Source organism: Kitasatospora sp. NPDC059327 (genome assembly GCF_042752535.1).
Taxonomy (GTDB): Bacteria; Actinomycetota; Actinomycetes; order Streptomycetales; family Streptomycetaceae; genus Kitasatospora.
On sequence record NZ_JBHYYB010000011.1, the window covers coordinates 25,665 to 41,823 of the forward strand.

Sequence of the window (16,159 nt, forward strand, 5' to 3'; positions counted from 1 at the left end):
TGATGACCTGGCACGACCAGCTGACCACTGACAGCGAACCGACACGGAGGACGTAGGAACATGACGACGCCGGACGAGCAGATCGTCAACGCACTTCGTGCCTCGCTGAAGGAGAACGCGCGGCTCCAGCAGGAGAACCAGAAGCTCCTCGAAGCCCCCGCCGAGCCCATCGCCATCGTCTCGATGGCCTGCCGCTACGCGGGCGGGATCCGCACCCCCGAGGACCTCTGGCGGGTCGTCACCGACGGCACCGACGTGTACACCACCTTCCCCGAGGACCGCGGCTGGGACCTCGAAGGCCTGTACCACCCGGACCCGGACAACCCGGGTACCACCTACGTCCGCGAGGGCGCCTTCCTGCACGACGCGGGCCAGTTCGACGCCGGGTTCTTCGGCATCTCGCCGCGCGAGGCGCTCGCCATGGACCCGCAGCAGCGGCAGTTGCTGGAGGTGTCCTGGGAGGCGCTGGAGCGGGCCGGCATCGCCCCGCACTCCGTCCGGGGCACCGACATCGGCGTCTTCGCCGGCATCGTGCACCAGGACTACGCCCCGGACCTCAGCGGCTACGAGGGCTTCCTGAGCCTGGAGCGGGCCCTGGGCACCGCCGGCGGTGTCGCCTCCGGCCGCGTCGCCTACTCCCTCGGGCTGGAGGGCCCGGCGGTCACCGTCGACACCATGTGCTCCTCGTCGCTGGTCGCCATCCACCTGGCCTCCCAGGCGCTGCGCCGCGGCGAATGCTCGATGGCGCTGGCCGGCGGCTCGACCGTGATGTCCACCCCGGGCGGGTTCGTGGGCTTCGCCCGCCAGCGCGGCCTGGCCTTCGACGGCCGCTGCAAGTCCTACGCCGCCTGTGCCGACGGCTCCAGCTGGGCCGAGGGCGCCGGCGTCATCCTGCTGGAGAAGCTCTCCCGGGCCCGGGAGCTCGGGCACCGCGTGTTGGCGGTCATCCGGGGTTCCGCGCTCAACCAGGACGGCGCGTCCAACGGTCTGACCGCGCCCAACGGTCCGGCGCAGCAGCGGGTCATCCGCAAGGCGCTGGACAGCGCCAACCTGTCCACGGCCGACATCGACATGGTCGAGGGCCACGGCACCGGCACCGTCCTCGGTGACCCGATCGAGGCGCAGGCGCTGCTGGCCACCTATGGCCAGGACCGCCCGGCCGACCGCCCGCTGCGGCTGGGCTCGGTCAAGTCGGTGATCGGCCACACCCAGGCGGCCTCCGGCGTCGCCGGTGTGATCAACATGGTGCAGGCGCTGCGGCACGGCGTGATGCCGGCCACCCGGCACATCGACGCGCCCACCCCGCAGGTGGACTGGACCGCCGGCGCGGTGGAGCTGCTGACGGAGTCCCGGCAGTGGCCGGAGCACGACCGGCCGCGCCGGGCCGGGGTGTCCTCCTTCGGCGCGAGCGGGACCAACGCGCACCTGATCCTGGAGCAGGTGCCCGAGGAGGAGCCGGCCGCCCCCGGCGCCGCGCCCGACGCGGTGGTGCCGCTGGTGGTCTCCGCCGCCTCGGCGGGGTCGCTGACCGGCCAGGCCGAGCGGCTGGTCGCCTTCCTCGACACCCCGCAGGCGGTCTCCCTCGCCGATGTGGCGGGGACGCTGGCCACCGGGCGCGCGGTGCTCGGTGAGCGTGCGGTGGTGGTGGCGGACTCGCCCGACGAGGCGCTGGCGGGGCTGGCCGCGCTGGCGCGGGGTGAGTCGGCTCCCGGTCTGGTGACGGGGACGGCGGGTGGGGCGGGCAAGCTCGTCCTGGTGTTCCCGGGGCAGGGTTCGCAGTGGGTCGGCATGGGTCGTGAACTGCTCGACTCCTCGCCGGTGTTCGCCGAGCGGGTGGCCGAGTGCGCGGCGGCGCTGGAGCGCTGGGTGGACTGGTCGCTGATCGAGGTGCTGCGGGGTGAGGCCCCGGCCGAGCTGCTGGAGCGCGTCGATGTGCTGCAGCCGGCGAGCTTCGCGGTGATGGTCGGTCTGGCCGCCGTCTGGGCCTCGGTGGGTGTCGTCCCGGACGCGGTGGTCGGGCACTCGCAGGGCGAGATCGCGGCTGCCTGCGTGGCCGGCGCGCTGTCGTTGGAGGACGCGGCGCGGATCGTGGCGGTGCGCAGCCAGGTGATCGCCGGCAGCCTGGCCGGGCGCGGTGGAATGGCCTCGGTGGCGCTGTCCGAGAGCGACGCCGTCGAGCGGCTGGAGCGCTGGGCGGACCGCGTGGAGGTCGCGGCCGTCAACGGCCCGAGGTCCGTGGTGGTCGCCGGTGACGCCGAGGCCCTCGACGAGGTCCTGGACTCCCTGGAGGACCAGGGTGTGCGGGTGCGGCGGATCGCCGTGGACTACGCCTCGCACTCCCGGCACGTCGAGGCGATCCAGGAGACCCTCACCGAGGCCTTCGCGGACATCCGCGGCCAGGCCCCGCGGATCCCCTTCTTCTCCACCGTCACCGGCGAGTGGATCGACGAGGCCGGGGTGCTGGACGGCGGCTACTGGTACCGCAACCTGCGCGGCCAGGTCCGCTTCGGCCCGGCCGTCGCCTCCCTCCTGAGCGAGGGTCACACCGTCTTCGTCGAGTCCAGCGCCCACCCCGTCCTGGTGCAGCCGATCAGCGAGATCGTGGACGCCGCCGACGCGTCGGCCGTGGTCACCGGCTCGCTGCGCCGGGACGAGGGCGGCCCGCGCCGGCTGCTGGCCTCGATCGCCGAACTGTTCGTCCGGGGCGTCCCGGTGGACTGGACGGGCGTGCTGCCCACCGGCACAGCCCCCGTCGACCTGCCGACCTACGCCTTCGACCACCAGCACTACTGGCTCCACCTGACCGGGGCGGCCACCGACGCCGCCTCGCTGGGCCTCACCGGCACCGACCACCCGCTGCTCGGCGCCGTGGTGCGGCTGCCGCAGTCCGACGGGCTGGTGTTCACCTCCCGCCTGTCGCTGCGCACCCACCCCTGGCTCGCCGACCACGCCATGCAGGGCGTGGTGATCGTCCCCGGCACGGTCTACGTCGACCTGGCGGTGCGCGCGGGTGACGAGTTCGGCTGCGGCATCCTCGATGAGCTGATCATCGAGGCCCCGCTGGTGCTGCCCGAGCAGGGCGGCGTCCGGGTGCAGGTCGCGGTCGGCGGCCCCGGTCCGACCGGCTCCCGCACGGTGGACGTCTACTCCCTGCGCGAGGACGCGGCCGGTGAGGACGGCGACGGCGAGTGGACCCGGCACGCCACCGGTCTGCTCTCGGCCACCGCCCCGAGCGGCAGCGACACGCCCGCCGTGGACTTCACCGCCTGGCCCCCGGCGGGTGCCGAGCCGGTGGAGATCGACGACTTCTACACCGACCTGGTCGTCCGCGGCTACTCCTACGGCCCGGCCTTCCAGGGCCTGCGGGCGGTCTGGCGGCGCGGCGAGGAGCTCTTCGCCGAGGCCGTCCTGCCCGCGGACCACCGGGAGAACGCCGACAAGTTCGGTATCCACCCGGCCCTGCTGGACGCCGCCCTGCACACCAACGCGTTCGCCAACCCGGAGGACGGCCGCAATGTGCTGCCGTTCGCCTGGAACGGGCTGGTCCTGCACGCCCTGGGCGCCTCGGCGCTGCGGGTGCGGGTCGCCCCCCGGGGCACCGACGCGCTGTCCTTCCAGGCCGCCGACGAGGCGGGCGAGCTGGTCCTGACCATGGACTCGCTGGTCTCCCTGCCGGTCTCCGCCGAGCAGTTGGGCAGCGCGGCGGGCCAGGACGCCCGGGACTCGCTGTTCCGGGTGGAGTGGACCCAGCTGCCCGCGCCCGAGGGCGCCACGGCCGCGCCGGTCTGGGCCCCGCTGGCCGGCCCGGACGAGGTGGCCGCGCTCGCCGACCGCGAGAGCGTCCCGCCGGTCGCCGTCCTCGACGCGAGCGGCGAGGACGGCGACGCCGACCCGCTGGCGCTGACCTGCCGGGTGCTGGCCACGATCCAGGCCTGGACGGCCGCACCGGGCCTGGCCGACGCCCGGCTGGTCGTGGCGACCCGGGGCGCGGTGCCGGCCGGCGGCGACGCCGCGGTGACCGACCCGGCCGGCGCCGCCGTCTGGGGCCTGGTCCGCGCGGCCCAGGCGGAGAACCCGGACCGGATCGTCCTGGTCGACCTGGACCCCGCCGCCGCCACCGGGGCCGGCCCGGTGCTCGGGGCGGTGCTGGCCTCGGGTGAGCCGCAGGTCGCGGTGCGCGGCACCGTGCTGTCCGCCTCCCGTCTGGTGCGCGCCGACGCCGCCCCCGTCGAGCAGTCCGCCCCCGTTGAGCAGTCCGCCGCCGTCGAGGAGTCCGTCGCCCCCGCCTTCGACCCGGAGGGCACCGTTCTGGTCACCGGCGGCACCGGCTCGCTGGGCGCCGTGGTGGCCCGCCACCTGGTCACCCGGCACGGCGTGCGCCACCTCGTCCTGGCCAGCCGCCGAGGTCCCGACGCCGAGGGCGCCGACGACCTGGCCGCCGAACTGGCCGAGCTCGGGGCCTCGGTGTCCGTCGTCGCGAGCGACGTCGCCGACCGCGAGGCGGTCGCCGCCCTGCTGGCCGCCGTCCCGGCGGAGCACCCGCTGACCGGCGTCGTGCACCTGGCCGGCATCCTGGACGACGGGGTGATCGGCGCGCTGACCCCGGAGCGGATCGCCGGCGTCTTCGCGCCCAAGGTGACCGCGGCACGCCACCTGGACCAGCTGGTTCGCGAACTCGCCCCGGAACTGCGGGCGTTCGTGGTCTTCTCGTCCGCCGCCGCACTGCTCGGCTCGGCCGGCCAGGGCAGCTACGCGGCGGCCAACGCCTACCTCGACGCCCTGATGACCCGTCGTCGCGCGAGCGGCCTGCCGGGTGTCTCGTTGGCCTGGGGCCTGTGGGAGCAGAGCACCGGTCTGACCGCGCACCTGAGCGAGGTCGACCAGGCGCGAATGAGCCGCGGCGGCGTCCTGGCGCTGACCCCGGCCGAGGGCCTCGCCCACTTCGACACCGGACTGCGGGCCGAGCAGGCGCTGCTCGTCCCGATCAAGCTGGACCTGCGGGCGCTGCGCTCCGACACCGCGTCCGGCGGCGCCGTCCCGCACATGCTGCGCAGCCTGGTGCGGAGCGGACGCCGGGTGGCGCGGGCCGCCGCCGGTGACGGCAGCGGGCTGGTCCGCCGCCTCGCGGGGAAGTCCGAGGCCGAGCAGGAGAGCGTCCTGCTGGGCATCGTCCAGGCCGAGGCCACCGCGGTGCTCGGCTTCAACGGCCAGGAACTGGCCCAGGGCACCCGCGGCTTCAGCGACATCGGCTTCGACTCGCTCACCGCCGTCGAGCTCCGCAACCGGCTGAGCGCCGCGACCGGGGTCAAGCTGCCCGCCACCCTCATCTTCGACTACCCCACGCCGGTGGCGCTGGCCCGCTTCCTGCGCGAGGAACTCGGCGACACGGCGGCCGGCGCCGCCGCCGTCCCCACCGTGGTCGCGGCCGACCCGGACGAGCCGATCGCGATCGTCGGCATGGCCTGCCGGCTGCCCGGCGGCGTCCTCGACCCGGAGGGCCTGTGGCGTCTGGTGCACGAGGGCCGCGACGGGATGGTGGGCTTCCCGGACGACCGCGGCTGGAACCTCGACGAGCTCTTCGACGACGACGCGTCGACGCCCGGAACCTCCTATGTGCACAAGGGCGGATTCCTGCAGGGCGCCGGGAAGTTCGACGCCGAGTTCTTCGGCATCTCGCCGCGCGAGGCGCTCGCCATGGACCCGCAGCAGCGGCTGCTGCTGGAGGCGTCCTGGGAGGCCATGGAGCGCGCCGGGATCAACCCCGGTACGGCGCGCGGCGGCAACATCGGGGTCTTCTCCGGTGTCTCCATCCACGACTACGTCGAGTCCCTCACCAGCATGCCCGCCGAGCTCGAAGGCTTCGTGACCACCGCGACGGCGGGCAGCGTGGCCTCGGGCCGGGTGTCCTACGTGTTCGGCTTCGAGGGCCCGGCGGTGACGGTGGACACGGCGTGCTCCTCGTCGCTGGTGGCGATCCACCTGGCCGCGCAGGCGCTGCGGTCGGGCGAGTGCTCGCTGGCGCTGGCCGGCGGCGTCGCCGTGATGGGCTCGCCGGTCGGCGTGCTCGGCATGTCGCGTCAGCGCGGCCTGGCGGCCGACGGTCGGGTCAAGGCCTTCTCGGCGGGTGCCGACGGCACCATCCTGTCCGAGGGCGTCGGCATCGTGGTGCTGGAGCGGCTCTCCGAGGCGCGGCGCAACGGGCACCAGGTGCTCGCCGTGCTGCGCGGCAGCGCGGTGAACCAGGACGGCGCCTCCAACGGTCTGACCGCGCCCAACGGCCCCTCGCAGCAACGGGTGATCCGCAAGGCCCTGGCCAACGCCGGCCTGGACGCCTCCGACATCGACGCGGTGGAGGCGCACGGCACCGGGACGGCGCTGGGCGACCCGATCGAGGCGCAGGCCCTGCTCGCCACCTACGGCCGGGACCGTGACCCGGAGCGGCCGCTCTGGCTGGGCTCGCTGAAGTCCAACATCGGCCACACCCAGGCCGCGGCCGGTGTCGCCGCCGTCATCAAGATGGTCCAGGCGCTGCGCCACGGCGTGCTGCCCGCCACGCTGAACGTGACCGAGCCGACGCCGCAGGTGGACTGGACGGCCGGCGCGGTCGAGCTGCTCACCGAGCCGCGCGACTGGGCCGGCGGTGGCCGGCCGCGCCGGGCGGGGATCTCCTCCTTCGGCATCAGCGGCACCAACGCGCACCTGATCCTGGAGGAGTCCGCCGAGGCGGCGGCGCCCGGGCCCGAGGCGGGCGAGCTGCTGCCCGGCGCCGATGTGGTGCCGCTGGTGGTGTCGGCGGCCTCGACGGCTTCGCTGGCCGGGCAGGCCGAGCGGCTGGCGGCCTTCCTCGCCGCCGCGAACGCGGCGACGCCGGCCGGTACGGCGGCAGCCCTGGTCTCCCGGCGCGCGCTGCTCTCCGAGCGCGCGGTGGTGGTGGCCGGTTCGACGGACGAGGCGCTGGCCGCGCTGGGCGCGCTGGCCCGGGGCGAGTCCGCCCCCGCTCTGGTGACCGGTGGCTCGCTCGGTTCGGCCGGTGCGGGCAAGCTCGTCCTGGTGTTCCCGGGGCAGGGTTCGCAGTGGGCCGGGATGGGTCGTGAGCTGTTGGAGTCCTCGCCGGTGTTCGCCGAGCGGGTGGCGGCGTGTGCGGCGGCGCTGGAGCGCTGGGTGGACTGGTCGCTGGTCGAGGTGCTGCGCGGGGAGGCCCCGGCCGAGCTGCTGGAGCGGGTCGATGTGCTGCAGCCGGCGAGTTTCGCGGTGATGGTGGGTCTGGCCGCCGTCTGGGCCTCGGTGGGTGTCGTCCCGGACGCCGTCCTGGGCCATTCGCAGGGCGAGATCGCGGCGGCCTGCGTGGCCGGTGCGCTGTCCCTGGAGGACGCAGCGCGGATCGTCGCGGTGCGCAGCCAGGTGATCGCCGGTCAGCTGGCCGGGCGCGGTGGCATGGCCTCGGTGGCACTCTCGGAGTCCGAAGCCGTCGCGAGGCTGGAGCGCTGGGCGGACCGGGTGGAGGTGGCGGCCGTCAACGGTCCGTCCTCCGTGGTGGTGGCCGGTGACGCCGAGGCGCTGACCGAGGCGCTGGACGCGCTGACGGCCGACGGGATCCGGGTCCGCCGGGTCGCGGTGGACTACGCCTCCCACACTCGCCACGTCGAGGCGATCGAGGAGACACTGGCCGAGGCCTTCGCGGACATCCGCAGCCAGGCCCCGCTGGTCCCGTTCCTCTCCACCGTCACCGGCGCCTGGGTCGACCAGGCCGGGGTGCTGGACGGTGCCTACTGGTACCGCAACCTGCGCGGCCAGGTCCGCTTCGGCCCCGCCGTGGCCGCCCTCCTGAGCGAGGGTCACACCGTCTTCGTCGAGTCCAGCGCCCACCCGGTGCTGGTCCAGCCGATCAACGAGATCGTGGACGAGGCCGAGGTGTCGGCCGTGGTCACCGGTTCGCTGCGGCGGGACGAGGGCGGCCCGCGCCGGCTGCTCACCTCGATCGCCGAACTCTTCGTCCGGGGCGTCCCGGTGGACTGGACGGGCGTGCTGCCCTCCGGCACCGCCCCCGTCGACCTGCCCACCTACGCCTTCGACCACCGGCACTACTGGCTCCGGACGGCGCCGGCCACGGACGCGGCCTCGCTCGGCCAGGCCGGCGTCGACCACCCGCTGATCGGCGCCGTCGTCCGGCTGCCGCAGTCGGACGGGCTGGCCTTCACCTCCCGGCTCTCGCTGCGCTCGCACCCCTGGCTCGCCGATCACGTCGTCGGCGGCGCCGTGCCGGTGCCCGGCTCCGCGCTCGTGGAGCTGGCCGTGCGGGCCGGCGACGAGGTCGGCTGCGGCACCCTCGACGAGTTGGTCGTCGAGGCCCCGCTGGTGCTGCCTGAGCAGGGCGGCGTCCGGGTCCAGGTCACCGTCGGCGGCCCCGACGAGACCGGCGCCCGCAGCGTCGACATCTACGCGACCCGTGAGGACACCGCCGACGACGCCGACGCCTGGACCAGGCACGCCACCGGCCGGCTCGCCGCGACGACGGCGGCCCGGACCGAGGCCCACCCCGACCTCGTCGTCTGGCCGCCCACCGGCGCCCGGCAGGCGGGCGCCGACGAGCTGTACGACGACCTGCTCCGCCTCGGCTACGCCTTCGGCCCGGCCTTCCAGGGCGTCCGCGGGCTCTGGCGGCGGGGCGAGGAGGTCTTCGCCGAGGTCGCCCTGCCCGAGGATCAGCGCTCCGACGCCGGGAGCTTCGGCATCCACCCGGCACTCCTGGACGCCGCCCTCCAGTCCGGCCTTCGGCACGCCGCCGTCGCGGACCAGAGCGCGGGCGGACCGCGGCTGTGGCAGCCGGCCGAGTGGACCGGCCTCACCCTGCACGCCGCCGGCGCCTCGGCGCTGCGGGTGCGGCTCGCGCCGTCCGACCAGGGCGGGCTGTCGCTGGAGGCCGCCGACGAGACCGGCGGACCGGTCCTGACGCTGGACGCGCTCTCCTTCCTGCCGGTCTCCGCCGAGCAGCTGTCGGCCGCCGCGGCGGACGCCGGACCCGACGCGCTCTTCCGGGTCGAGTGGGCCGAACTGCCCGCGGCGACCGCCGGGGGCGAGACGCTGCCGCCGTGGGTGCCGCTGTTCCACGCCGACGAGGTGCAGATCCTCGCCGACAACGTCACCACCCCGGTGGTCGCGCTGGTCGAGGCGGTCGGCCGACGCGGCGACGCCCTGGCACTGACCACCCGGATCCTGGAGCTCGTCCAGACCTGGCTGGCCGCACCGAGCCTGGAGGAATCCCGGCTGGTGCTGGTGACCCGGGGCGCCGTCCCGGCCGGCGGCGACGCCGACGTCACCGACCCGGCCGCCGCCGCCGTCTGGGGCCTGATCCGCGCCGCCCAGGCGGAGAACCCGGACCGGATCGTCCTGCTCGACACCGACACGGCCACCGACGTCACCTCCGGTACGGACGTCGAACCGCTGCTCACCGCCCTGCTCGCCGCCGGCGAACCGCAGGTCGCCGTGCGCGGTGGCGTGCTCTCCGCGCCGCGGCTCGTCCGGGCCACCGGTGGCGAGGCGACCGCCACCGACCCGGCCTTCCGGCCGGAGGGCACCGTCCTGGTCACCGGCGGCACCGGCTCGCTGGGCGCCCTGGTGGCCCGCCACCTGGTCACCGAGCACGGCGTCCGGCACCTGGTGCTGGTCAGCCGGCGCGGTGCGCGGGCGGAGGGCGCGACCGAGCTGGTGGCCGAACTGGCCGGGCTCGGCGCGGCGGTGACGGTCACCGCCTGCGACGTGGCCGACCGCGACGCGGTGGCGGCGCTGCTGGCCGCCGTGCCGGCCGAGCACCCGCTGACCGGCGTCGTGCACACCGCCGGTGTGCTGGACGACGGGGTGATCGGCGCGCTGACCCCGGAGCGGATCGCGGGCGTCTTCGCGCCCAAGGTGACCGCCGTGCGGCACCTGGACGAACTCACCCGTGAGCTCGCACTGACCACGTTCGCGGTGTTCTCCTCCGCCGCCGGCCTGTTCGGCTCGGCCGGCCAGGGCAACTACGCGGCGGCCAACGCCTACCTGGACGGCCTGATGGCCGGCCGTCGCGCGAGCGGCCTGCCGGGTGTCTCGCTGGCCTGGGGCCTGTGGGAGCAGAGCACCGGTCTGACCGCGCACCTGAGCGAGGTCGACCAGGCGCGAATGAGCCGCGGCGGCGTCCTGGCGCTGACCCCGGCCGAGGGCCTGGCCCTGTTCGACACGGCGCTGCACGCCGACCGGGCCCTGGTCGTGCCGATCAAGCTCGACCTGCGGGCCGCCCGGGCCGACGCGGCCTCCGGCGGCGCCGTCCAACCGCTGATGCGAGGCCTGGTCCGGGCCGGCCGGCAGGCCGTCCGGGCCGCGGCAGCGCAGCGCAGCGGCGGCGGGCTGGCGGAGCGGCTGGCCGGGCTGTCGGCGGCCGAGCAGGAGGCCCTGCTGCTGGACCTGGTCCGCGGCCAGGTGGCGACCGTCCTCGGCCACGCCGGGGCGGACCACGTCAAGGCCGAGAAGGCCTTCAAGGACGCCGGCTTCGACTCGCTGACCTCCGTCGAACTGCGCAACCGGGTCCGCGAGGCGACCGGCCTCAACCTGCCCACCACCGTGGTCTTCGACTACCCGACCCCGCTCGCCCTGGCCCGGCACCTGCACGGCGCGTTCGGCCACGTCGCCGCCGCGGCCGGATCGGCGGCGCCGACCGTCCTGGTCGCCGACCCGGACGAGCCGATCGCGATCGTCGGGATGGCCTGCCGGCTGCCCGGCGGCGTGGCGAGCCCGGACGACCTGTGGCGGCTGGTCGCCGACGGCCGGGAAGCCCTCTCCCCGTTCCCTGAGGACCGCGGCTGGGACCTGGACGGCCTGTTCGACGCCGACCCCGGCCGGGTCGGCACCTCCTACGTCGACCGGGGTGGCTTCCTGCACGAGGCCGGGCTGTTCGACGCCGGCTTCTTCGGGATCTCGCCGCGCGAGGCGCTGGCCATGGACCCGCAGCAGCGGCTGCTGCTGGAGGCGTCCTGGGAGGCGCTGGAGCGCGCGGGCATCGACCCGGCGGCGCTGAAGGGCACCGACGTCGGCGTCTTCTCCGGTGTGATGAGCCAGGGCTACGGGTTCGGCGGTGAGATCCCGCCGGAGCTGAGCGGCTTCACCGCGACGGGCTCCGCCGGCAGCGTGGCCTCGGGCCGCGTCTCCTACGTGTTCGGCTTCGAGGGTCCGGCGGTCACCGTCGACACGGCCTGCTCCTCCTCGCTGGTGGCGATCCACCTGGCCGCGCAGGCGCTGCGCCAGGGCGAGTGCTCGATGGCACTCGCCGGCGGCGCGACCGTCCTGGCCAACCCGCACACCTTCGTCGAGTTCTCCCGCCAGCAGGCGCTCTCGCCCGACGGCCGCTGCAAGGCCTTCTCCTCGACGGCCGACGGTACGGGCTGGGCCGAGGGCGCGGGTGTGGTGGTGCTGGAGCGGCTGTCCGAGGCGCGCCGCAAGGGGCACCCGGTGCTCGCCGTGGTGCGCGGCAGCGCGGTGAACCAGGACGGCGCCTCCAACGGTCTGACCGCGCCGAACGGCCCCTCTCAGCAGCGGGTGATCCGCAAGGCCCTGGCCAACGCCGGCCTGTCCACCGTCGAGGTGGACGCGGTCGAGGCGCACGGCACCGGCACGGTGTTGGGTGACCCGATCGAGGCGCAGGCGCTGCTGGCCACCTACGGCCAGGACCGCGAGCCGGGGCGCCCGCTCTGGCTCGGGTCCGTCAAGTCCAACCTGGGGCACGCGCAGGCGGCCGCCGGTGTCGCGGGCGTGATCAAGATGGTGGAGTCGCTGCGGCACGGGGTGCTGCCGCCCACCCTGCACGTCGAGTCGCCCTCCACCGAGGTGGACTGGGAGGCCGGCGCGGTCGAGCTGCTGACCGAGGCGCGGGCGTGGCCGGAGACCGGCCGCCCCCGGCGCGGCGGGGTGTCCGCGTTCGGGGTCAGCGGCACCAACGCGCACCTGATCCTGGAGCAGGCGCCGGTCGAGGCCGGCGCGGAGCAGGCGGTCGTCACCGCCCCCGACGCCCTGGTGCCGCTGGTGCTGTCCGCGAAGAGCGCGGGCTCGCTGGCCGGCCAGGCCGGGCGGCTGGCCGCCTTCGTGGAGACCTCCGGGGCCGGGGCGCCGGACATCGCCGCCGCGTTGCTGGCGCAGCGGGCGCTGCTGTCCGAGCGGGCGGTGGTGCCGGCGGGTTCGACGGCGGAGGTCCTGGCGGGGCTGGCCGCGCTGGCACGCGGGGAGTCCCCGGCCGGTGTGGTGACCGGCACGGTGTCCGACACGGACCGTACGGTGTTCGTCTTCCCGGGGCAGGGTTCCCAGCGGGTGGGCATGGGCCGGGAGCTGGCGGAGCGCTACCCGGTGTTCGCCGAGGCCTTCGACGCGGCGTGCGTCGTGCTGGACGCGCACTTGGCGGGCTGGGTGGACCACTCGCTCAAGGAGGTGGTGGACGGTACGGCGGGTTCGCTCGACCAGACCGTCTACACGCAGGCGGGTCTGTTCGCGGTGGAGACCGCGCTGTTCCGGCTGCTGGAGTCCTGGGGCGTCCGGCCCGATGCGGTACTGGGGCATTCGATCGGTGAGATCACGGCCGCGCATGTCGCGGGTGTGCTCTCGCTGGAGGACGCGGCGGCCGTGGTGGCCGCGCGCGGCCGGCTGATGCAGGCGCTGCCCTCGGGCGGCGCGATGGTCGCGGTCGCCGCGACGGAGGCGGAGGTCGCCGGGTTCCTCGGCGACGGGGTGGATCTGGCGGCGGTGAACGGCCCGTCCTCGGTGGTCCTCTCCGGCGAGGAGGCGGCCGTGCTGAAGGCCGCGGAGAGCCTGAAGGAGCAGGGCCGCAAGGTCAAGCGGCTGACGGTCTCGCACGCCTTCCACTCGGCGCTGATGGAGCCGATGCTGGCCGAGTTCGCCACCGTGCTCGCCGGGGTGAGCTGGGGCGAGGCGCGGTTCCCGATCGTGTCCAATGTGACCGGCCAGGTGGCCGGGGTGGCTGAACTGGCCGACCCGGCCTACTGGGTGGACCACGTCAGGAAGCCGGTCCGGTTCGCCGAGGGCATCGCCACGGCCGCCGGGCTCGGCGGCGCGCTGTTCGTCGAGCTGGGCCCGGGCGCCGCGTTGAGCGGTGTCGTGGCGGAGTCCGCCGGCGAGGACGCGCTCTGCGTCGCCGCGCTGCGCGACGGCCGCCCCGAGGCGCACACCCTGCTCGCCTCGGTGGCCGAACTCTTCGTCCGGGGCGCCGAGGTGGACTGGGCCAAGACCCTGCCCGCCGGACGCGCGACCGCCCATCTGGACCTGCCCACCTACGCCTTCGACCACCGGCACTACTGGCTGCAGACCACCCGGGCCACCGACGCGGTCTCGCTCGGCCAGGTCACGGCCGACCACCCGCTGCTCGGCGCGGTGGTGGAGGTGCCCGAGACCGGCGGGGTGCTCTGCACCTCCAGGCTCTCGCTGCGCACCCACGCCTGGCTGGCCGACCACGCCGTCGGCGGCGTCGTCCTGGTCCCCGGCACCGGCCTGGTGGAGCTGGCCGTGCGGGCCGGTGACGTGGTGGCCGCCGGCGTGCTGGACGAACTGGTCATCGAGGCGCCGCTGGTGGTGCCCGAGCACGGCGGCGTCCGGGTCCAGGTCGCCGTCGGCGGCCCCGACGAGAACGGCACGCGCACCGTCGCCGTCTACTCGGCCCGCGAGGACGCGGCCGGCGAGATCGGCCCGGACGCCTGGACCAGGCACGCGGCCGGCACCCTGACGACGGCTCCGGCCGAGGTCGCGGAGGCGCCCGGCTTCGACGTCACCGCCTGGCCGCCGGCCGGCGCGGAGCCCGTCGACCTCGACGTCACCGGGTTCTACGACGACCTCGCCCGGCACGGCTACGCCTACGGCCCGGCCTTCCAGGGCCTGCGGGCGGTCTGGCGGCGCGAGGAGGAACTGTTCGCCGAGGTCGTCCTGCCGGACGAGCGGCGGGACGAGGCCACCCGCTTCGGGATCCACCCGGCGCTGCTCGACGCGGCCCTGCACACGCAGGCGTTCGCCCAGCCGGAGGAGGGCCACAACGTCCTGCCGTTCGCCTGGAACGGGCTGGTGCTGCACGCCGCCGGCGCCGGGGCGATCAGGGTCCGGATCGCCCCGCAGGGGCCGGACAAGCTGGCGCTGACCGCGGTCGACGAGGCCGGCGGCGCCGTCCTCACGGTCGACTCGGTGACCTTCCGGCCGGTGGACGTCGAGCAACTGGACACCGCGGCGGCGGCCGACGAGGATCGCGACGCGCTGCTCCGCCTGGAGTGGAGCGCGCTGCCCCCGGCGGCGGCCGACCCGGCACCCGCCTGGGTACCGGTCACCGGCGGCGACGACGTGGCCGCGCTGGCCGGCGAGGCCCCCGCCGTCGCCGTCCTGGAGGCCCGCGGCACCGGCGGCGCCGACCAGGTGCCCGCCCTGACCGGAACGGCCCTGGAAGTCGTCCAGGCCTGGCTGGCCGACGAGGCCTTCGAGGACGCGCGGCTCGTGGTGGTCACCCGGGGCGCGGTGCCGGCCGGGCCCGACGCCGACGTCACCGACCTGGCCGGAGCGGCGGTGTGGGGTCTGCTGCGCACCGCCCAGGCCGAGAACCCCGACCGGATCGTCCTGCTCGACCTCGACCCGGACACCGAGGACTCCTTCACCACCGTGCTCGGCGCCGTGCTGGCCACCGGTGAGCCGCAGGTCGCGGTCCGGGCGGCGGCACTGTCCGTGCCGCGCCTGGTCCGGGCCCAGGCCCGGCCGGCCACGGAGGCACCGGCGGCGTTCCGCCCCGACGGGACCGTCCTGGTCACCGGCGGGACGGGCTCCCTCGGCGCCCTGCTGGCGCGGCACCTGGTCACCGAGCACGGCGTCCGGCACCTGGTGCTGGCCAGCCGGCGCGGTGCGCGGGCGGAGGGCGCGACCGAGCTGGTGGCCGAACTGGCCGGGCTCGGCGCGGCGGTGACGGTCACCGCCTGCGACGTGACCGACCGGGAGTCGGTGGCGGCGCTGCTGGCGGCGGTGCCGGCCGAGCACCCGCTGACCGGCGTCGTGCACACCGCCGGTGTGCTCGACGACGGGGTGATCGGCGCGCTGACGCCCGAGCGCCTGGCCTACGTGTTCGGTCCGAAGGTGACCGCCGTGAGCCACCTGGACGAGCTCACCCGTGACCTCGACCTGACCACCTTCGCGGTGTTCTCCTCCGCGTCCGGCCTGTTCGGCTCCGCCGGCCAGGGCAACTACGCGGCGGCCAACGCCTTCCTCGACGCGCTGGCCCACCGGCGCCGGGCGGTCGGCCTGCCCGGTACGTCCCTCGCCTGGGGCCTCTGGGAGCAGATCAGCGGCATGACCGCCCACCTGGGCGCCGCCGACCAGGCCCGGATGAGCCGCGGCGGGGTCCTGCCGATCGGCCCGGCCGAGGGCATGCGGCTGTTCGACGCGGCCCTGCGGACCGACACGGCGCTGGTGGTGCCGATCAAGCTGGACCTGCGCTCGCTGCGGGCCGACGCGGCCGCCGGCCGCACGGCCCAGCCGCTGCTGCGCGGACTGGTGCGCGCCGGACGGCAGTTGGCACGCACGGCCACCGGTGACAGCGGTGGGCTGACCCGTCGCCTGGCCGGCCTGGCACCGGCGGCCCAGGAGGCCCTGCTGCTGGACCTGGTCCGCGGCCAGGTGGCGACCGTCCTCGGTCACGCCGGACCGGACCAGGTCGGCCCGGAGACGGCGTTCAAGGACGCCGGCTTCGACTCGCTGACCTCGGTGGAGCTGCGCAACCGGCTCCGCGAGGCCACCGGCCTGAAGCTGGCCGCGACCGTGGTGTTCGACTACCCGGCCCCGCTCGCGCTGGCCCGCTTCCTGCACGGCGAACTCGGCACCACCGACGACGCGCTCTCGATCGTCAACGCGAAGATCGAGGACATCGAGTCACTGATCGCCGGACTGCTGTCCGACGAGTCCAAGAAATCCAGCATCGTGCTCCGCCTTCAGGGGTTGGTGGCGAAGTTCAACGGAGTCGAGCAGGCGGAAGAGTCCACGGTGGCCGAGCAGTTGGAGTCCGCCTCGGCCGATGAGGTCCTGGACTTCATCAACGACGAGCTCGGAATCTCCTGAACCCCCCACGCCTTCACGGTCTGCCCAACCCCCCGGTGAGGAATTGAAG

Annotated in this window: 1 protein-coding gene; it reads left to right on the plus strand. The window is 75.4% G+C overall.

Going from position 1 to position 16,159, the window contains the following annotated elements:
* Window positions 1-60 precede the first annotated feature (60 nt).
* Window positions 61-16,110 carry a type I polyketide synthase gene (locus ACFXHB_RS09690; protein ID WP_380573345.1) on the plus strand — a complete coding sequence of 5,350 codons (16,050 nt, stop codon included), beginning with the start codon at window positions 61-63 and terminating at the stop codon, window positions 16,108-16,110.
* Window positions 16,111-16,159 lie beyond the last annotated feature (49 nt).